General features: G+C 53.7%; 15 protein-coding genes. 2 read left to right on the top strand and 13 right to left on the bottom strand.

Translation table 11 applies throughout. The features are described from left to right. Positions 1–84 precede the first annotated feature (84 nt). The 10 genes from EZI54_RS06815 to EZI54_RS06770 form a co-directional block, all read right to left on the bottom strand. Complete coding sequence (locus EZI54_RS06815) at positions 85–1,734, bottom strand: S8 family peptidase (RefSeq protein ID WP_131480346.1); 1,650 nt, start codon at positions 1,732–1,734, stop codon at positions 85–87. Next, entirely contained in the window at positions 1,731–2,624 is an 894-nt protein-coding gene (locus EZI54_RS06810) for a hypothetical protein (RefSeq protein ID WP_131480344.1), read from the bottom strand. The genes EZI54_RS06815 and EZI54_RS06810 overlap by 4 nt, the downstream gene beginning before the upstream one ends. Positions 2,625–2,679: 55 nt before the next feature. Further along, the gene (locus EZI54_RS06805) at positions 2,680–3,831 is read right to left on the bottom strand and encodes a hypothetical protein (RefSeq protein ID WP_131480342.1); all 1,152 of its coding nucleotides are present in this window, start codon (positions 3,829–3,831) and stop codon (positions 2,680–2,682) included. Further along, on the bottom strand, positions 3,828–4,355 hold the full coding sequence (locus tag EZI54_RS06800) for a hypothetical protein (RefSeq protein ID WP_131480340.1): 528 nt from the start codon (positions 4,353–4,355) through the stop codon (positions 3,828–3,830). Before EZI54_RS06800 ends, EZI54_RS06805 begins: the two co-directional genes overlap by 4 nt. A 179-nt stretch (positions 4,356–4,534) precedes the next feature. Further along, entirely contained in the window at positions 4,535–4,933 is a 399-nt protein-coding gene (locus EZI54_RS06795) for a DUF3995 domain-containing protein (RefSeq protein ID WP_131480338.1), read from the bottom strand. 18 nt (positions 4,934–4,951) lie between these two features. Further along, entirely contained in the window at positions 4,952–5,563 is a 612-nt protein-coding gene (locus tag EZI54_RS06790; RefSeq protein WP_131480336.1) for a hypothetical protein, read from the bottom strand. Positions 5,564–5,565: 2 nt separating this feature from the next. Then, positions 5,566–6,963, bottom strand: a complete 1,398-nt coding sequence (locus tag EZI54_RS06785; protein WP_131480334.1) for a peptidoglycan-binding domain-containing protein — start codon at positions 6,961–6,963, stop codon at positions 5,566–5,568. 91 nt (positions 6,964–7,054) lie between these two features. Further along, positions 7,055–8,449, bottom strand: coding sequence for a DotG/IcmE/VirB10 family type IV secretion system protein (locus EZI54_RS06780; RefSeq protein ID WP_165495702.1), 1,395 nt, complete (start codon positions 8,447–8,449; stop codon positions 7,055–7,057). 5 nt (positions 8,450–8,454) lie between these two features. Then, positions 8,455–9,444: a DotH/IcmK family type IV secretion protein gene (locus tag EZI54_RS06775; protein WP_131480330.1), complete on the bottom strand. Its 990-nt coding sequence runs from the start codon at positions 9,442–9,444 to the stop codon at positions 8,455–8,457. 4 nt (positions 9,445–9,448) lie between these two features. Beyond that, on the bottom strand, positions 9,449–10,078 hold the full coding sequence (locus tag EZI54_RS06770) for a DotI/IcmL family type IV secretion protein (protein WP_131480328.1): 630 nt from the start codon (positions 10,076–10,078) through the stop codon (positions 9,449–9,451). Positions 10,079–10,441: 363 nt separating this feature from the next. Between EZI54_RS06770 and EZI54_RS06765 the strand changes: the two genes are divergently transcribed. Together EZI54_RS06765 and EZI54_RS06760 are read left to right on the top strand one after the other, a co-directional pair. Next, the gene (locus EZI54_RS06765; RefSeq protein ID WP_131480326.1) at positions 10,442–11,761 is read left to right on the top strand and encodes a hypothetical protein; all 1,320 of its coding nucleotides are present in this window, start codon (positions 10,442–10,444) and stop codon (positions 11,759–11,761) included. Positions 11,762–11,885: 124 nt separating this feature from the next. Beyond that, positions 11,886–12,503, top strand: coding sequence for a hypothetical protein (locus tag EZI54_RS06760; protein ID WP_131480324.1), 618 nt, complete (start codon positions 11,886–11,888; stop codon positions 12,501–12,503). Positions 12,504–12,618: 115 nt separating this feature from the next. Here the strand turns inward: EZI54_RS06760 and EZI54_RS06755 are convergent, their stop codons facing one another. The 3 genes from EZI54_RS06755 to EZI54_RS24380 form a co-directional block, all read right to left on the bottom strand. Then, a complete protein-coding gene (locus EZI54_RS06755; RefSeq protein WP_131480322.1) occupies positions 12,619–14,259 on the bottom strand; it encodes a hypothetical protein in 1,641 nt (546 codons plus the stop codon). 74 nt (positions 14,260–14,333) lie between these two features. Next, complete coding sequence (locus tag EZI54_RS06750) at positions 14,334–15,653, bottom strand: EAL domain-containing protein (RefSeq protein WP_131480320.1); 1,320 nt, start codon at positions 15,651–15,653, stop codon at positions 14,334–14,336. Between the two features lie 99 nt (positions 15,654–15,752). Next, positions 15,753–19,973: an LPD1 domain-containing protein gene (locus tag EZI54_RS24380; RefSeq protein WP_207389172.1), complete on the bottom strand. Its 4,221-nt coding sequence runs from the start codon at positions 19,971–19,973 to the stop codon at positions 15,753–15,755. Positions 19,974–20,042: the final 69 nt, after the last annotated feature.

Here is a 20,042-nt window from a genome sequence, read left to right as displayed (position 1 = left end):
GAATCAAAAACGCCCCCGGGCGGGGGCGTTGAATGGAATGCCCCTGACCTACTTGGTCAGGGAAATATAAAGCTCTGAACAGAGCTAGAGAGAAGCGCCGGGCATGTCCAGGGGCACCAGCGTGTTAGCACTGCAGCCTGTGCCGCTGACGCTTGAGCATTTCTGAATGCCATACTGCTTGGCACTATCCCAACTATCGACAAGGAACCGCGGACCGGACGCGCCTTGAATGGCTGTCGTGCCACCGCTTGCAATGGACTGGGTATCGTCGGTCTGGAATACGACAGCCTTCTTCCCTGCCATTGACGTGTTGATTCGAACTTCCCGCTTGTGACCGTAGTTCGCCCCACCGCGATCAAGGAATGCCAGCATGTCCTGTGCGCCAACAATACCTTCAAGCGGGTGGCGAAGCTCAAAGTCTGGCGGGTCGATTGAGGCGATGGCGTCTTCCTGAAGCTTTGACGCATCCAGGATGCCGGTCCCCATGTTGGTGCCGCTGGTCAGCGGGTTCACCGCACCGGTTGCAAGTGAGGTCAGCTCATCGGCAGTAAAGCCAGGGATGTCCTGCCACAGATTGCCGATAATGCCCGCGGCCAACGGGGCTGAGAACGACGTGCCATTGACTTGGTTGCCCCCAGCCGAGGAGTACACCGGAATATCTTGGCCTGCTGCACTCAGGTCGATCGCCGCACCGCTCTTGGAGAAAGATGCAGCAGCCCCCTGCTGATCAGTCGCCCCAACAACCAGGACGTTGTTGCAAGAGGCGGGATAGGTCAGCTGGAGCGTGCCTGTGCCATCTGTGTTGCCGGCAGCGACCACAACGAGGATGCCCTTGCTGTGAGCGGTGTCGATCGCGCTCTGCAAAGCGGCCGGGCACGATGTTTGGCTGTCATTGCCCAGCGACATATTGACGATATCTGGGATCTCCGGAATTGGCGGGATCGCCGAGCCGGTATCCGGATTGGTCACTGGCTCACCAATGGCCCACTTCAGGCCGTTGACCAGCACTGCAGTAGTGTTTGAGGCAGGGTCAACCCCAAGAACACGGGACGCGTAGAACGTTGCATTCCCCAGTACGCCGGCGTTCCCGAGCCCGTCATTCTGGGCACCGCCAATGACCGACGCTACCTCTTGCCCATGGACGCCTTCGAAATTGATGTCCTTGGCATAAAAGTCCGGGCCAATCGGCAGGCTGTGAGAGTTGCTGGATGTCGCGAAGTTGTACCCACCCGCCCAGTTAAAGCTGGAGGTATCAGTGAAGCCATTGTCCAGCACCGCTACCGTGAGAGGGCGGTACGGTACACTCACCCCTACCGCGTGACTGACCGAAGACGCCCCCGGGTTCTGAGCGTTATAGGTTTCCCAGGCATATTGGCGGGAAAACAGCGGATCGTTGAACATCGCATCCACAGTTTCGCTAGATGAGGTGACCGACATTACCCGGTTGAGATGAAGCGGCTGCTCAGGAGGGGTAGGAGCATTGACGGTTTCGTTGGGTTCAGCACTGATCACGTCGTCGAGTTGGCGCAGCAGCTTGATAGAGGCCTCAACAGAGCCTGCATCGACGCTCACGACCTCAGTGCTCCCCCAATCCTGGACCGGTTCAGCAAAATCCACTTGCGCAGCAATGTTGTCGGCGCCGGGGGCTACTTCAACGATAATCTCAGCTCGCTCTGCTGCCATGGCGCTGGAAGCGGCTGCGGTGATGATGGATGTGAGAATGATGCGCTTCATTGTGCTGCTCCTGCATAGCTGTCCGCTTTGGCCCGGAATGAGGCCAGAAATTCGTACTTTTCCTGTCCGGAATCAAACTGCCAGCCACCACTGGTTTCCTGGCCCAGCGAGCGGTTACCGACAAATCGGGAGAAGCTGCCTGACGGTTCGTAATATTCGAGCGTCCCTGAATTTGGGAATGCAATCGAGGCGTCCACACCGCTGGCGGCACTGAACCGCAGATCCGCGTAGACGTTGTGCGTGTTCAAAGCGCCTTCAGCCGCACTCACACTCGCAAGCAGGTCATCATCGCTGACCCTGCCCTTCTCGTAGTCGGTTCTCACCTGATCCAGTGAATCAAGGGCAGACTCAAGCGCTTGGTAACTACCTTGCTGCTCGACTTTCCAATTGTCTTGAAGGCTCTGGAAAGTGGTGCCGTTGATGTTGCCGTCCATGTATGACTGGGCGGTTTCCAGGTCATAGTACGCGCGCGCTTCAACCAGATTCAGCAGTTGTGCTCTGCCGTTGAGAAAAGCGGCAGCTTCTGATTCGAGGGATGCTGCCGATGTGTTGTTGATCGCAATATTCATGCGGCCCACGGCCTTGCCGTCGCTATTGCTGAAGGTCAGCACAGCGCTTGACGGGCGATCAACCTGTTCAGCGGTGACTCTCACGCCCTGACCTGACAGAGAGGCGTGAATCAAGCTGGAGCTGCTTTTTACTGAGCTGGCGGAACTGGCCGATGCCGTGCCGAATGTTTCTGTTTCACCTTCATCGATTTGATGAGGCGGCAATGCCGCGGCTTTGCTGCCTCCGCCACTGTCTGATCCACCGCCTCCACCGCCGCAAGCGGTCAAAGCGAGGGTTTGAATGAGGATCAGCGCCAGTGGCGTTTTCCGGTTGGTTGTCATTACTGCGACTCCCTGCGTTGTGTGTCTTTCATTATCTATGCTAACGCTTTACGCGTTATATTGCAATCAATGAATGCGAATTAACCATGAATTTATCGGCACTTTCCATTTGTTCTTTTTGCGTTTCTCGAATTATCTTTGCCGCTACAGGGGTTAGTGCGTTACGCGTATCACCATCGTGGGCGTATATAGTGCCACCGCAAATGACGTAAGCGCCAATTCCCGAGACAGCGGCGGCGAGCTTACGGAGATCGGATTGTGAAAGGTCTTTTTTGGCTTCCAAGTAGAGACGGCCTGTATCCATTCCAATCGGACGACCAACTTGGAGTTCATCGGCCAATGCCGCAATTCTTGCAATCAAAACGTCGTGCGTCCCGGCAAGCCAATCCCGCGTCTTCTGACACTGTGTCTGAGCCGTAAACGCCGCCTCAAGAGCCAGTGCCCAGCTGGGGCTGATTTCGGCGTATTGGGACTGACAGCAAATGGAGGCTGCTGTCTTCAGGCTGGAATAAACCTGAACCAGATCTATCGCAGGAGGAGCCCCGGCCATTTCGGCTATGTCAGTCCATTGCTGAAATGTCCGCCAACAAGGCTTTTCAACGGAAAGAATCTTGTTTGGAGTTCCCGTCATGGGCCGTGGACAAGCTCCATGAATCAATGCGGGCACACCCAGCGACTCCACCCAACTGAACTGACCACTCTTTGGCATCTGCCCAGCATCAATAGCGGCGGGGTTGCCAGTACCAACAGGGAGGGTAAGCCACTCATGGAACCGCTTCGGCCTTGCAAGCTGAATAGTGATGAGATCCTGGGCAGCGCAATACCGGCCAAAGACACGACGGTTTGGTGATCCATCATTCCCAGTCAATGCCTCGGCAACGTTCTGCTTCTCGCAAGCGGTGTGATCCAACTTGAGGAAATTCAAAATTCGCTGGGTAATTGCGGCCAGCTGTCTGGCGGTCTGTGTGTCGGGCTCACCAGAGGACTCTAGCAAGCTGCAAATTTGGGTATATGTCGGCCCCAGCCACCGGTGGGCCTTCGATGAAATAGGCGCCTTGCCATCAATAGAAAGATACGGGGCCTGGCTTTTCAGGTTGTGGTCGCTAACAACCGCTTGAAGCTCTAACGTCGATAGTGTGCAAACCGAGGCAGGTGTGACCCGGGGATCAATCAGTGTGGGCATCGCCATTGTGATAAATTCGGTCACGTGCCGCGCGATCGGCTGGCCACATCAAGCCATCCACGTGGGCCGCTCTCCAGGGACTGGTACTGACTCTGAGCCAAGGCGGCGATCCAGGGCTCAAGCATTCTTTCATCGGGTAGGAAGCGCACGTTCTTGCCCAGCATCTGGTTATATCGCTTCCTTTCCGGTGCAGTAAGGTTGCGGATTGCGTTCAACCATTCCAAGGGTTGCCATTGATCTACGCCTGGCGCCATCCCCAGGGCATTAACCATGATTTCATCATTGGCCAATGGCTGTAGGTGCTTCAGGACCGTATCACCTATTTTCTCATGTCCCTGATCCCCAATTTCGCGAGCAAAATATTTCGCAACCATCGCGACACGCACCATGGTGATGATTTCACTTTGGGTAAACCACGGCGCGAAGATTAAGACCCCCTTACCCTGTTCAATTGCGGCCTCAACATGACGCGACCAGTAATAAAGGGGGTCTACGAGACGAATGTTATTTTGATCACCAACCTGCTTACGGGAGTCAACCACTTCCAAGTGCATCCCCCCATCAGGTAACGAGTCACTAACAGGGGCCTCGATGCCTGAGAAGGAACAAACCGCCCCGTTACTCTCCATCACCCTCTTTACAAGGGCCTGATGCTTTCTCAGACCCAGATTCTCAGCCGTTAGACGGAGATCAGCTTTAGGTGCAAACAGCCGGGGCACTTGCATGGTTACTGGCTCTCGTTCAGATAGGTCGTGACATCGCTTTCGGATTGGCTTTGACCGCTCACGGAAGTTCCCATTGCAGCAATGAACGGAACCAACAGAATCGCCAGGATCCCGCCGAAGATAAACCAGGGCTGGTACCCCATCGGTTCCCGGTTTTTCTTGGCCACAAGGGCACTAATGATGCCGAACCCGGTAAAGCAGATGCCGAGGCCACCAATAATGACGACAATAACGCCTACGATGGTCGAAAATTCTCCACCAAAGTTGGTGAACCAGGATGAAATGCCTTTGCCTTCAGCGAACGCTGTAACCGGGGCCATTGCCAGAGCAAGAGCAACCAGTTTCAGGCCGGCACGGACAGGTCGGAAAGTGGAGCGGGTTTTGATTTCAGTTTGCTTCATATTTACCTCAGTTTTGCTTTAGATGTTCAGTCCGCTTGAGAACTGTCCAGAGTCACCACTAGCGCTGGCGTAGACGTCATCCATCACCAGTTGGAAACACGACAGAAACGTGCCAAAAATGAGTCGGGTCATGCCTGCTTTGAACAGGTTGTATCCATCCTGTCCGGGAGTCCCGATGCGGGCGAAGGCGATCATCGCCCTAAGCCCGGCAATCCATCCAACAAGCACAAAAAACGCAAGACCGATCGTCAGCCCTGCTGCCGTTAGATCATGTGCTTGCTGGGCTGATTGCACATAGCTGGCTGCCATATCATTCCTGACAACCGAACCCCGCTCTCCAAAAAAACTCACGCTCACCGCACGCATGAGAGCTACCAGCTGTATGGTGGCAGGGCCAACTATGGCCCGAATGGCTATGGAGCCTGTGGATATCGTTTTCCCGGAGCGTGGGTTGCGCGCATTGATTAAGTCGAAGACGGCCCAAGCCGAGATCAAAATTCCGATGCCAGGCACAAACACGGTGAGAAGGACATTCTCAATTGTTGAGATGTCCCCACCCAGATTAAGGGCGTATCCAATAGCCGATTTCATCGACTCTTGGAGCATGTCGACGACAGACTCTGCATTCATCGTTACTGTCTCCGGATTACTTCACCACCAACCAAGGTGATGCTGTGCTGGCCCGGGTTGAGTGTTGCGACCTGGCCTTTTCCCGGCACTTCGGTGCCCGAGGTGACCAGGTAGCTACTGCCGTCACGCTGGTAAATGATCGCCCGCTCGGGGGTCACCCCGCGCACATACCACTCATCAACGTCGACACTTGAGTTTTGGCTGTCGGATACCGTCTCTGTTTTCTGCGGTCTCGCAATAACTGTCTTTTGATGGGTTGGCCGGTACGTCGGAACGTTCGATCCCATCAACGCCGTCACTGTTGGACCGTCCAGCTCACCAGTCACATCCAGGTTATTCTGCCGTTGGAAACGTTTGGCGGCCGCGGACGTATGCGCCCCAAATACTCCATCGATAGAGCCGGGTTGATAGCCGAAAGCTTTAAGCCGAATTTGCGCCAAACGTACTCGTTCCCGCTGAGCTTTTTCCTGTGCAGCCGTGAGCTCTTCTTTCTTGGAGTCTTTGGCGGCGTGCTGATCACTCGAGCCGTTGGTGTTCAAAGCGTCGAGCTTTTCCGCAATGTCAGAAAGGCGGGCGGTAACCTCACTCAATCGGCGGTTGATCTTGTCGCCAGAAGCGTCGATCGATCGGCTCAGCGATTTGCTCAGGCTTTGAATCTGGTCACCATTTTTGTTCAAAGCGGATTCCAAACCTTTCAGAGCGCCGCCATCGATTGGTGGGAACATCTGGTTCTGAGCTACTTCACGGCCATAATTTCGCTCCTGAACACGGGTCATCTGTACTTGTGGCTCAGGTTGTCCAGGCGTTGGCAGTGAATCCTGGTCATTCCAAGAGGACGCATTCTGTTCTGACTGCTGCGCGGGAGCATTCATCTTGGCAGAAGGTTCGGATTGAGCTTTGCCGGCACGTGCGTTCTGCTGCTCAGTCTCAACTGGCGGCAGCGGCTTTACTTTTGGTTGCTCAGCCTTGGCAACTTGCGTGGAGTCCGAGGAATTCGTCTCGGCAGCTGCAGCGATAGGCGCTCGTTGAGGTTCAGAGTTGCTGCCGCCCCCAAGTATCCCGAACGCGAACCACATGAGACCAGAGAAGAGAGCCAGCATCACAACACCGGCCGCAGTCCATACCATCCAGCCTGCTCCGGCTCTTTCTTCCTCTTCGGGTTCGGCTTCAGCACGGTTGCCCGGGCCGGGTTCATCCTCGTCCTGGAATTGATCCCGCTCTGGCTCTTCCTCAAAATCGAGGCCCGCGAGATCTTCATTCCCAAGCTCGCCCGCCAGCAGGTCTTCGTCTTCCCCGCCTAAGAGATCTTCATCAGGCGTCTCAGGAATGCTGAATTCGCCATCGTCCTCGAATTCAAAGTCATTCTCCGGGGCGCCCCTTCTCAAATCGTCATCGCTCATAGCTTTCGCATCCACCTAAGCATTTTTACCGTATTGTATCGGATCGCTGATTCTATAAATCGCGGTTCATCGCTTATTCCTCGCCACGCCCTCATCCGCGGACGGGATCGCTCTTACCTGCGTTGCGAAGTGCTTTAATACCGGTGTTTTTTACACGCGGGCCGCAAACCGTATCCTTGAACAAAACGCCAAAGCGCTCTTTCGGATCGACCGTGACTGTGATCGGCCTGTCGATATTGTCTGCAAAGACTTTTTGCCAGACCTCCCCAAAATCGCCGAGCAGCTGCCAAGTAACTTGTTTGGCATCAGGTTCGCGATACTCGGTCGTAGATCCGTTGACTGTTGATGTCTGAGATTGCGTCTCTCGGGCTTCCGCCAAATCCTTGAAGCCGCCGAGAATCGATGCCAGGCCAAACCCGCCATACCGATAGATGATGTGGTAATCCACGTCACTGGAAACCGCCCACAGCGTTGTTTCTGGATCAAGGACGTAGCCCTTGCTGTCATAGCTTTCGCCGGCCGGGGAGATCAATCGCTCAACGGTGACGTTCATCTTCGCGCCCAGCTCGTTCAGCTTGAATGAGCCCATCCCAATCCACCCATTGAGATTCCCTTGCAGGAAGGTGATTCGAACGGGGCCCTTGTGGTCAGTATTTAATGCGATGTCATTGACGGCATACACAATCTCGCCACCCCGAACCAATGGCTCGGAGGGACATTGACCTTCCCCGACATCGTTTTGTGGGGTGTTGCCTGGAACTTGCTGGTAACTCTGACTACTAGCATTTCGCTGCTGACCAGCTTGCCGGCGCACTCTTCCAGTAGTTTCTTGGCCAGGCTCTACAAAGGAAACACTCGCTATCTCCGGTGGGCTTTGGTAAACCTTTTTGATCTGGCTCACGGCCTCTAATCGTTGCCGCTTTCGGTCGCGGATTTCTTCTCGAGTCATCCGGTATTCAGCCAGCTTTTGAGGCTTCTCTTTCTCTTTGCTCGATCCACTATTCGGCGGCGTGTAGGTGTAGGCATCTTCCGCGCTCGACTCAGATTTCAAGCCGGACGGTTCGGATTCCTTTTTATCGTCCTTTTGGGGCACCTTAATGATTTCAACATCATCAAAGGTTGGTGCCGGATGCACATTATCGTTGCTGGCGGCCTCCTGGTTATAGAGTTTCGCTGCCTCTTTCGCCTCATCCGTAAGGTCTGGTGATGTCATATCGCCCTTTACGCTGTCATCGTGCCGGGCTTCTACGGTACCGCCGCCTCGAGTAGCAACTGCATTCGTCGATTTCTCTTGCGCAGACTCGCTGGGTCCAAACAAGACGCCACTGAACCACCATAAAATGAAGCAAGCCATCAAAATGGCGATCGCAACTATGAGCAATGTCGGCCGCCCCTGGCGAGACATCAGGAACTTGATGGCTGACTGTTTCTTCTCGGAGCCGCTTTCAGCACCGCTATCGTTGGTCTGATTTGAGCTGGAAGCCATCAACATTACTCCTTGAGCGTGAGGTAAAGGCGTTGACCGGATTCGTTTAACGCCATCACGGGATTTATTCGAGGCAACACATAGATCCGCATACCGTCACCCACAGGAACCACGGAGTCGGCTCCACTGATTGGTGCCGGGGAGGAAATTGTGCGTGCGGTCAGCAGATACAACTTGGACGCATCACCCTCATCGATCCATGCTTCAGTCTCTGGGTCACTGACCTGAATCTTTTTGAAGCCATCTGGTGTGACCCGGTAAGCCAATTTGTTCAGGATGGCATCGAGTGACGGCCCCTCTTGCTCCTGGGGGCTGCGGCCCTGCTCTGCCTGAGCCTGAAAACGCGGTCTTCCCCCAGTATTCGAAGCAAGTTGTAGGGCCTGACTATTCGGCCCCCGCTCCAGGATCTGGATTCTTTTCAACGCGTGGTACTTGTCTTCGGTCGCTTTCACGCGAAGGGTGATCGGCATTGAAAGATTTTTGAGGTACACACTCACGCTTTTCTCGCCGGCATGGTTTTTCGCATAGAAGACGAGAGCGTTATCTGACCCCTCAACCTTCTTGACGGTTGCCACACTAGCCGTCTGGGCCAGATAGCGAATAGGCCATGACTTACCGGTCATATCGGTGAAAACAACCGACGAGGGGTAATCAGGAACCACATTAATCACAGGGATTCTCGATGATGAGGGCCGGATCCTCGAAATATCCTGAATGGCTTTTACATCACGAAGGGGCCTATACGTCGCATTCTGTTCCTGAAGCTGGCGCTCTCTGGTTTGGACCACCTCATGGGGTTTAAGCCAAAATGCAGGCTTCAGGTCCTCCGGAAGCTCGGCCAGATCACTTTGCTCATCACCCTGGCTCTGGTTGTTAGCTACTGCCTTTGGAATGCCACCAGGTTGATTTGCGCCATCACCGGCCGCATACGTTGCACTCGGCGCCGCCAAGCTTAAACAGAGGGTGAACAGAGCCATCGTTCTGATTGACGTCATCTCTTTACTTCCTCTTCCTGGGGCTGACACCAAACTTGGCCAGAATGAGTCCGCCTGGGTACTCCAATGGGTTGGCACGGGCGATATAGGCTTTGAAAATAATGTCCTGATTGATGCGCTCTCGCCGACCACGCTCTTTCTCGCCGGCGTCGTAAATCAGTTTCATGGGGATTTCGACCACCCATACTCGGGTGCCCTTCACCACAAAGTCATTTTGAACCAACGGTTCATCAACGATCCGACCCTGCAGGATGAGGAAGTCACTGGTCACTCGATCCAAGATGCCACTCTTGTCGAGCATTTCCCTGAAGCTGTCGAGAGTGACGGGCTTCATAAATTTCAGGAGCTTGTTCAACTCACCATGGTAATTGGCGTAATTGAAGTCATACATCGTTGGGATGTGCCGTCTCACCCAATCGATTAAGACCTGTCGATTGGCCAGCGGTTTGTCGAGAAGGGGGAGTTCCTGGATACGGCCATCGGTCGTCATACCAAGCAACTTCGGTTCAGGCCGCGTCCAGTTCTGAACGGAATTCCATGTCAGTGATACAGCGGCCACAAGAAACAACCCAACAATCAGTCGAGTTTTAAGGCGGGAGGTGTTGTGTCCCATGACAACCAACGCCGCAGCCATTTCAGCACCATGCGATGCCTTAACGTCCTTGGGGGCTGCAGCCCGCTTAGACGGCCCCGAGCGAGCGGAAGATGAAGCGCTAGACCGCTGTTTCCCTCTCCCTTGCGTTTCGGCTGCACGCCTCTTATTGGCACTACTTCGTTGTACGGTCTGGCGTGTTGGCTGATCTGCCATATGGATTGGTCCTTGGTCAGTTCTTTAGCTCCCGTCATTTTACTGACGAAATCGGGCTATAAACGCCGGTGTCCGCATCCACCCAAAACTTATTGAGATCATCTATCCCGCAAAGCTGTACCCCTCCATAGCACAACAATCACATTTGTTAGAATATCCCCAATTCTATAAACAGACAGAGGGTGTTCTATGGCTGAATCCAACCTAAAGAGCTTTTTTTTCCGGGAACTTCCAATAGCCATCGTGACATCGGCGGTGCTTTTGGGAGGGTATTTCTACTTCGTGCATGACTCAGGCCGTCACGAGGGATCCCGCACCACCGACGCCAGCACTTCAAAAGTCAATTACAGTCCAAATGATGCAGCCGCTATCGTCAGCAAACGGCTTCCACAGGTTGCCGTTGTTGGCACGAAAGCGGGGCCGGATAACTCAGTTGAGGTGTTTATCCAGGTGCCGGGCGTCCTCAACATGCAAAGCGTTTATGTCCTCTCAGACAACAAGACCGTCATCTCCGGATTCATCCTGCCCCAAATGGATGGGGGCGCTATCCCTGGTGGGCAAATGACCATCCCCGATGGTCGCCCTACAGTTAATCCAAATACGCCGCGGCCAAAGCGAGACCAAATTCAGGAGCTACTTCAGGGGCATATGCCGGAAACCGGGAATGAGCGCCGGGTTACCGGCGCCGCAAGCACGCAGGTCTCGGTGCCGAAGCCTCACGTATCTAAACCACCCAAGCCTCGAATGCCTCAACCATCCAAAGCCCCGAATAACGAAGTGCCTACCCCTGACCTGCCGGCCTCAGCGCTGCAGGTTAAAGGCAGCGACGACAATTCAGGTGCAACTCATACGGGTGCCAGCGGGGGAATCAGTCCTCAGCAAGCTGATGCGTCAACATCTACTGCAGTTTCCAAGGAGCTGGTGGATCGCGATAGGTTCAAGGAGCTTGTGCAAGACTCCCTGGATAATGGTGCCGTCATTGCCAAAATCCGAAACAGCGGAAGTGAGGCCGCCCAGCAGCAGAGTTACTTGAAAGCAGTAAAGGCCACGCCATCAATTAAACAGGGGCATGGGGCCCGAGAGCTATACGTTTTCTTCGACCCGAACTGTCCCGTGTGTCACAAGCTCTACCGCCAGCTGGCCAATCAAGTTAAAAACGGGGAACTGACGCTGCACTGGATCCCTGCTGTGGTCTTCTCAGACCAGCCATCCAGCATGGCGGCATCTGCGCTAATGCTTTCAGCGATCGACCAGGGTAACGACGATGCGGCCTTGGACATGTTGCGACAGGTAATGACCATGCCAGGCGGGGCCTCTGAGCTCTACTCGAGTAGCTACAGCGCAGACAACGACAAGCCCTTCATTAAGGCAGCAGCCTCAAATACGGCTTTGATGACAGCTGCTCAGCCGGCTACTCCGTTGCTGGTTTATAAGAACCACCAAGGCAATCTTGAGCTTGATGCCGGTATTCCGAGCGCTGGCTTTGTAAATCGAATCTCCGCAGATTGATGATCTGATCAAAGGGCGTTCAGGTTGGAATTTCTGGACGCCCGGTTCGAAATTCTTGCGGATCACATTGCAGTTTGTTATTTATAGTATCGACATCACCTGTTAAACAATAAGGGCGGCGCATATGGAACTCCCTGGACTGACTCAAGAGCAGATTAACAACCTGCCGGAAGACCCGAATCCCAAAACACAAAATGGCCTGGTTCGAGTTCCGGCATCCGAAGTGAAACCAAACACCTTCGAGGAAGCCCGTTTGCTTTATGGCGCTGCGAAAGCATTTCGTGTTGAAGCTCAGGGCTGGGTCGAGGAGCAGGGACGTGAGCTCAATGACACCCTCTTCGATGAAGAGACAATGGCTAACGGCAAGAACTTCAAAGTTGATCCTGAGAATGCTTCGTACAGCATGTACCGCCAGGTCGAGTGGATCATGAGCCGCGTGTCATACGGTTTTTATTTCGCGGAGCAAGAGGGAAGCCTGGACACATACAAACGCGACCCTCGCGTACAGGATGCCCTCGGCTTCTCCAGAATGGTGATTCGTGCTGGATCAGAATCACGTACTCTGGGCCTGCGCACCCAACTCGAACAGAACGAGGGCGTGAACGAGAAACGCGCCGAGCGCATCAAGTACAGCTTGGACTTCTTTGACAATGTTCTGGATTATCTCGGGCGCCCGAAAGACAGCGCCGAACTCGAGGCCTGGAACAGAACCTACTTTCAAGCGCTTGGCCCTCATTCGTAGGTACCCAAAAACGAAAAAGGCCGTAGATCTCTTCAAATCTACGGCCTTTTTTTTGCCTGACTGATTGGGGGGGGAGGACCAAGAACGCCGGCATTTTGCCGGCGTCAGTGGGGAATTAAAGCGAAGGTCCCGCAGGTGCGTGTTCGGCAACGTGATCCATTTCCTCCGCTTCAGCTTTTTGCACAGTCATAATGCCAAGGGCTTCTTTCAGCCGAGCCAGCAGATCCTTGAGGCCTTGGAAGGCATCGCTCAGTCCCGCTTTGAAACCACCGTTCTCGTCTTCCATTTCTTCCAGCAGGTCTTTGTGGCGATGGAAGGGGCTTACGTTGTTGTCCGGATCAAACATGGCCTCCAGATCATCCACAAGCTCTTCCTTCTGCTCAGAGTCAGATTGGCTGTAATTAGACTGAGGGTCAGCAATCCACTCGCGGCATTGCTGACCGATATCCTTCGTGAAAGCTTCCAAGCCTGCTCGCTCGCTTTGAAGAGCCTCATTCCGTTCATCAGATCCGGAGTCCATGGTACCCAGGTAATCGGCCACCTGGGCCAACCGGGCATCGATTTGCGAAGCCATATCATGGATATCGGCCTTTGCTTGCTCATTCGCCTCGATGTTCTTGCTCGCCCAGGCGTTGATTCGATCACCAACGTCATGCGAGTGAACAAACTGATTTGTCGCCATGCTCGTCTCACCGGCGATCATAAGCTCGGGCGGAACGGCCGGGGTGCTGTTATCGGTGATCAGGTTCGTTACATCAGCCGTGATTTTCGGTTCTACGATTGCCTGGTGACTTGAGTCGTAATTACCCATAACCGGCTGTTCAATTTGGACGCCGATCAGTTCCAGGCTTTTCTCAACCCCCTCACCGAATGCGGCCTTTTCATCATTGCTTGCCTCAAGATAGTGGGGGATGTCGACCTGGGGTTCATTCAACCGATGATCGGCGATTTCATCTGATTCCGCATAAGCTCGGTGGTCTTCTTCCCGGCGCTGCGAGACGTTATGCCACAGCTTGGTGCCAAGCATGCTGGTAAGGTTCCACCCTTCCGTAATCGTGCTCTTGATCGCATAACCTGCAACACCGGCCAGGCCATATGCCAGTGTGATCGCGCCAAATACAGCTGATTCTACTGCCGTAGTTGGTTGGGGTAATGCGCTTCTTGGCCTTTGGTCTTCCAGCTCCGCCTCGGCATCTTCATCCTCGGCGCCAGGAAAGCGGTCTTCCGCCGACTCGTCGCTGTCCAACTCATCTTCCGGCCGGCGCATGTTTTGTGGCGATGGACCAGCAGCTTCGAGTGGCGTTGGCAAGATGATCTGGCTCACCGTCAATGCAGTGATCGCTCGAGGGACAACAGCAAGCGTCTTGCTGGCAGAGCCAACCTGTTGGACAAGATCCCGGTATGGGGTGCCTTCCGGCATAAAGTCGCTGACCTTTTCCAGCTTACCGGTAACCGGGGAGAAAACATGGGCGTCAATCTCAATCTGGCTGGGGTCACCGCCATATTCGATTGCTTCCTGGAGTGTCGCGAACGCTTCCGCTACCTCATCATTGGCAAGGCGTACCGTGTTTGTTTCGGGATCCATGACAAACAGGTGGCTGTCACGACCGGTAATCGTCATCAGTGGGGCAAAAACTGTCGGGCTCGGGTCTGGGCTCACTTCTAACCCGGCAAGCTCATCAAACAAAGCCTCGTTTTCGGGCGGCATTTCCAGAGCATCACTGGTACCGGCAAAAGGGTTGTTGCTATCAGCCATGTTTTTCTCCTTGCTGTCATTCATTAATCCTATTGTCGCCGGTCGGCAGAGCGGGGTCAGCCGACTTTGTTGGATTAACCAGACAGGTTACTAGGGAAGATCAAATTCTTTTCTTGGGCCTGACTTTGAAGCCATGAAATCGCTCGAACCTGGTCCTGCGGCCGCGAGAGAAAATAGCCTTGTGCAATGTCAGCACCGGCGTCCTTCATCAGCTTCCACTGGTCATGAGTCTCTATGCCTTCTGCGACGACCTGCGCGCCCTTTTCATGGGCCAGCTCAATAATTTTCTCTACAAGCTCCATATCCGGCTGACTTTCCGCCGCCTTATGGATCAACGTCTTATCCAGTTTCAGCTCATCGAACGTCAGCTCGTTAATGCGGGCAAAATTGGAAGAACCAGCACCGAAATCGTCGATCGCTATTCGACAACCTTGGCGTCTTAACCTCCCGATAACACTTTGTAGAATGGGGAGCTGCCCGGGGCGGAGGCTGGCATCTTCTGAGATTTCCAAGGTGAGGCGCCATGCGTCACTCAGCTCTGCCACGCGGGCTTCAACGGCATCTACGTTCTCAACCAGATAATCACCATTCACATTCAGTGATATCGACGCTCCGGATCCAGGAGACAGCTTGTCCATAACACCCATGGTTTCGATTGCCTGATCCCATGTCAGGTCTGTTAATGCGCCCATCATTTCTGTGCTTGCTGCAATCTCAACCATATCGGCCGGGTTGCTCGGAAGGTCATGATACTGACTCTGCGCTGGCGGCTGAGGCGGTCGCAACAATGCCTCAAAACCAACGATCTTCCCCGTACTGAACTGCACGAGGGGTTGATAGAACTGACTAAGATGCCGATGCCTGACGGCGTTGATGAGATCCTGCTGAGCCCGAGTGTGGTTCCGATGGATAGCATTGGTCATCTCATCGTATACATGAACCGGTTTTGCCTGAGACATCCGCGACCATTGGAGTGCAACCTGAGCCCGGTGCGCTGTTTTGACGGTGCTGGGCTGACCGGTACCGCGGGCCATTCCGATGTATGGGCGGAGGATTAGGGTCTGCTCTACATGGCTGACCGCCCCACCTTCTCCCTTAACTCCAACGCGGAATTCGAGTGGTTGAGAAAGGATGTGGCTGAGCGCTTCGATATGTTCATGCGTAATGGCCCCCGGTTTCATGACGCACATGAAACCGCAGGCCCCCTCCTGGGAGAGCTCAATCAAATTCGGATCCATGTGCGCGCGAATAACGTCCATTATGTGTGCTGAGACAACCTGTAGGCGGTCCATTCCCAGGAGGCTATTCACCACACTCACCAGATCAGGGAGCTCAATACAGGCGATATCATTCGCCTTTGAGGACTGTTTCATTGTTTCTGGCGCCACACTCATTCCACACCACCTATACAAATTTGAACGGTTTGTATTGTGACAGTTGTGGCACACCAGAACGCTCAGGGTATCGAATGTCTAACTTTTCATACGGATCGGTCACCCGATGGTCATCCCTGGGTTGTCTGCTTCCACCTCCGGAAAGTTATCATCGGCCTCCACTTTCAGCTCATCAGACTCGCCTTCAGTGCCCGGGGTGTTCTGATCGTAAGTGTGTTCAACTTGGTTAACAGGCATCGCCTGATTCGTAAAGAACGACTGTTGTTCTCGTAACGCCAGACGACCGTCATAGAAGTTCTGGAACAAGACCTCGGTTGACTCAAACCCATATTTATCCGGAGTTGAAGAGACCTGCCGGCACCACCGCTGAACCTGCTCGAATACCGTTCTGGCCGGCTTGCTATCCGATAGATCAAGATTACCTTTCACCCACTGTTGATACGCGTATGCCTGTGCCTCCCGTGGATTGTCACAGTGGTCGATCAGATACTCCCGGTTGTCTTCGACCAGGGCAGCAGCCAAACGGTCATAGAGCATTTCCCCTTTGCTAAACGCGTTATCCAGCATTTCCTGCTCCTTCTCAGTGATCAGGAAGGCCTGAGCAAAGTGGAAAGCCTCATGATAAATATTTGAAAAGGGTCCGTTCGATGTGATTTCCAGCAACGCGCGTATACCGCTAACATCGTTCCGGTATTCTTGGCCGATAGCCCTGAAACGCCCCCCGACTGGATTGCCATTTGGGTCGGTGATTTCCGACTTGACGCTCACCAGTACGTCGGGGCCGCACATGCGGGCAATTTCCTGTATTGCGCACTCTGCAAACGCCCGGCGATCAGCTGGCTGGATCCGGCTAACGCTCTCGTCATGAGAGTACAGGTAAGGCATTTCGGTTTTGCCAAGATGCTCGTGATCGATCTCTGCGTAACCTGTCTCAACAACTTCGAACAGATTCCGAAATGCATAATCCAAGCGATCAAGGTGCTCCCCCGCCGGATACAATTGAGGTCCTTTGCTGACGCTCAATCCTGAAGCCCCCCAAGCATCAAACTTGTCCGGCCGAACCAGGTAATCATTCCTGAAACCCGGTTGCATATCGGATAAACGCTTATGAATCCAGGTTTCAAAAGCGCGGGCGAACAACTCCTTTGGGTCTGACCAATAACGTTCAATGCGTGATTTTGAACCCTTTTTGCTATCTCTGAAGTCAGCTCGTACAGCCTCATTAAAAAAGGTGGTGGCATCTTTGTTCGCCCGACGGTCACTGCTGCGAAGAATTGGGGTTAGGGTGAACCGTCCCAGGGCTATCTTGTCGCTTGGGTCGTTGGATTCCATATCGTCGACCGGTTCATAGCAGATGTTCGCCATGATCGTTGTAAAGGCGTCATAGACCGTTTTGCGAAGTCGACCAATTTGCTCTGATTTCAGAAATCCCATCGGCTGCTGCATGGCAACCATCTCAGAAAGATCACCGGGGCCTCGGCTCTGCCCTGTAACCTGGCGAGAAAAGTAATTGGCGATGGTATGCCCCATCTCATGCGCGAGAGACCCCGCGCCCTTCATTCGCGTCAGGTTAATGACATTGTTGCCTGGTTCGAAGTGAGCCAATGCGGCATTCCGTCCGCCACGCCCTCGGGAACCAAATGCAAGACCGAGCGTCCCTCCCATGCTCAGGGTTTGGGGCTGAACATCCAGTGCTCTGGCCATGTCCATGAAGGCATCGTAAGCGTGGTTCAGGTACATAGTCCGCTCACGCTGAGGCATGGATTCCCCATACTCAATGCCAGAAAACCCGAATGTTTGAAGCAAATCCAGCTCGGTAACATCACGCTCGTGGCGGTGGTCCTCGCCCTCCAGTCGCTGGATCTTCTCCAGCATTGGCATGGCACCAAACTTCTCCTGAGCACCTGATCCCGAGTTATTGGCCGCACGTTTTCTGCCAACTGAGGATGGCCAGTCGACGTTATCTCGTGACTGCAGTTTTGCCAGGTTGTAAATTTTAGTGAGGCCACCCGAAGCAGTTTCGACAAACCGAAACTTGCTTCCCAAAATCTGTCTTGCCGGTATGTCCAGCTCCTTCAATTCAGAGAAAATCCCTTCCAACGAATCCAGAAATTCACCCTGAATCGCATTTAGAAGGTCATCATCAGTCCTAATCTGATCGAACCAGTCACGGTATAGAAGCATCGCTGTCGCAAATGGCTTATTAAGCTCTGGCAAATCAGCTGGCGGCTTTGATGGAGACTGTTTTCGAAGCTCGTTCCAGAAGCACGCCACCAAAGGTTCCATTGGTGTAGTTCCGTCTTCAGGCGATCGAACACCAACCCAGTCTGGCGTTTGCCATAGCCTGGTTTTGGTAATCATGCCTTTACGCTCTACCGGGTCACTTCCAGCGATTCGGTCAAGAACCTCGTGGCGGGATCCTCGGAGATCCTTCACCGATAGCCCATAAACTAGACCAGTGTTTTGTCGCCCATGTTTGGCAACTCGGCTATCACCGGCCGGATCCGCACTCTGTTTCTTGACTTCATTCAGTGCGCTGAGGGCTTGTGGTTTGAGGGCACTCAAAGCGTCGAATGTTCGGGATTTGTTTCGCTTGCTGGCCGTTGGATGGCGGCGTGACCATTCATAAACCGCTTTCTCTGCAGCTTGAAACCGATTGAAGTCGGCCTTCTGGATATCACGATATGAGACAGGGAGCGTGTAATAGCGAATAGAGCGCGCTGAATTTTTGACCGACACGCAAATCATTTCCGCATCTTGATTTACGAGCTTGGTGAAAGCGTCGTCTGTGATGGCCTCAATCGCTCGCGACCCAGTTTCCCCAAAATGCGTGCTAACCCAAAACTCAATCGCCTCTCGAAGCAATTGACGATTTCCTGGATTGTTCCTGGCTTCAGAGGTCGAATGTATGAGCGCCTGCTGACTACGTGTTACCGCATCGTTTAGCGCTTGTACCCATTGCACGTTTTGGCTACCCGGCTCCGCCGCTTTTTCACCACTAGAGAGAGTGTGAAAACTTACAACGTCATTCAGCCCGTCACTCGGCTTTTTGGAGCCCAGCAAGCCGAGGTAGGGAATTGAGGACCAGGAGACTGGAATGCTCCCCATATCATTAATTGGCACGTCTTTGGGCATAGCTTGAATAGGCAACTCATTCACAGAGTACGCAGCCAGAATCCGGCCAAAAGCAGCACGCTTATGCTTCCTGCTCCGAGCTTCATCGGACCCTTGAGACCCCGTTGCCGGTTCTTTGTAACCATAAACCGCACGCCCCTCATATGCCTGTGCCCCCAAAGACTTTAACTCCGGAGTATCACTGCTCAATTCAATGCCGAGTGTTGCGTACCGCGGTTCTCCATTTACGTCCAGTTCAACGGTATAAGCTTCGCCAACAATGCGCTGCTCAACCGAGCCGTTCTCGGTAGTTGTACCAAGCGCAGCCACTTCTCGATTCGAAGAAACCAATCGAGCGCCGTTCATTTCGGCAATTTCACCGGCGAGCATGACATCAACGCTCAGATCTATACCCATGGCGGCTAGTTGTTGGGCTACCGTCAAAGGGCGCCGAGAAAACTCGCTCACGAGTGTCGAGCACATCCATAGCACCGGGTGTGTAGTGTTGCCGATATCGTCCATCGAGCGATTAGCCGCACTGGAAATCGCCATGAGAATATTATGGTTCGTCTCCACACGAGACTTTAAATCCGGCTCGACTTGCCCATTACGTACAGATTGAAGGACACGCCCCGCTTCCATCGGGTCGTGATGAAGAACGCCCCGAGAAAGGCCTTGAATTACAGACTCTTTGGATTGGTCTGAATCAGGGTCATATTCATTGAGGTAGAAATTGAGGGTTTGGCGTAAAGACGGCCGGTATCCCGGGATCAACTCAGCAATATTGAATCCCCCGATATTGCTGAACTTCCCCACCAGTCGCTCTATCGCATCGTCAAAAACTGAATCGCTAATACCTTTAGTGTGTTCAGTCCGCCATGCGTCGAGCTCGCCCATCAGCTTCCAAGCTCGACGAGGATGAATGCCCACTGCATACAGTTGGTGGTCTTTTATACTTTCAACCACGTCCTCAGTTGTATGGCGATCGGAAGGGATCAGCATCGAGGTGTTGACGGGGATTACCGCCAGCGAAGGGAATGGTGTATCCAGATCAAGATCAGGCTGTGCCCGATTGAACTCATCCAGGAGAAAATCACGGATATAGCGACGGGCATCCTGGGTAGTTGGCGTTTCATTGTCGAGATCCGTGCTGATCCCTGAGGACGACGCCTTGAAACTCAAAACAAGCTCGCCCTCATCTTCCATTTTGGAGACGAAGGGGGATAGCGGATGAATACCTCTAATATGCTGGCTGGCCAGGCCAACCCTCAGATA

The organism is Marinobacter halodurans (assembly GCF_004327985.1).
Lineage (GTDB): Bacteria > Pseudomonadota > Gammaproteobacteria > Pseudomonadales > Oleiphilaceae > Marinobacter_A > Marinobacter_A halodurans.
This window is presented reverse-complemented; position numbering and strand designations above follow the sequence as displayed.

Bases quoted from the DNA above. Each gene is read 5' to 3' on its own strand.
- EZI54_RS06815 (WP_131480346.1), bottom strand. From the start codon at position 1,734: ATGAAGCGCATCATTCTCACATCCATCATCACCGCAGCCGCTTCCAGC.
- EZI54_RS06765 (WP_131480326.1), top strand. From the start codon at position 10,442: ATGGCTGAATCCAACCTAAAGAGCTTTTTTTTCCGGGAACTTCCAATA.
- EZI54_RS06790 (WP_131480336.1), bottom strand. From the start codon at position 5,563: ATGAATGCAGAGTCTGTCGTCGACATGCTCCAAGAGTCGATGAAATCG.
- EZI54_RS06785 (WP_131480334.1), bottom strand. From the start codon at position 6,963: ATGAGCGATGACGATTTGAGAAGGGGCGCCCCGGAGAATGACTTTGAA.
- EZI54_RS06750 (WP_131480320.1), bottom strand. From the start codon at position 15,653: ATGAGTGTGGCGCCAGAAACAATGAAACAGTCCTCAAAGGCGAATGAT.
- EZI54_RS06810 (WP_131480344.1), bottom strand. From the start codon at position 2,624: ATGACAACCAACCGGAAAACGCCACTGGCGCTGATCCTCATTCAAACC.
- EZI54_RS06755 (WP_131480322.1), bottom strand. From the start codon at position 14,259: ATGGCTGATAGCAACAACCCTTTTGCCGGTACCAGTGATGCTCTGGAA.
- EZI54_RS06770 (WP_131480328.1), bottom strand. From the start codon at position 10,078: ATGGCTGCGGCGTTGGTTGTCATGGGACACAACACCTCCCGCCTTAAA.
- EZI54_RS06795 (WP_131480338.1), bottom strand. From the start codon at position 4,933: ATGAAGCAAACTGAAATCAAAACCCGCTCCACTTTCCGACCTGTCCGT.
- EZI54_RS06760 (WP_131480324.1), top strand. From the start codon at position 11,886: ATGGAACTCCCTGGACTGACTCAAGAGCAGATTAACAACCTGCCGGAA.
- EZI54_RS06775 (WP_131480330.1), bottom strand. From the start codon at position 9,444: ATGACGTCAATCAGAACGATGGCTCTGTTCACCCTCTGTTTAAGCTTG.
- EZI54_RS24380 (WP_207389172.1), bottom strand. From the start codon at position 19,973: ATGGAAGATGAGGGCGAGCTTGTTTTGAGTTTCAAGGCGTCGTCCTCA.
- EZI54_RS06780 (WP_165495702.1), bottom strand. From the start codon at position 8,449: ATGGCTTCCAGCTCAAATCAGACCAACGATAGCGGTGCTGAAAGCGGC.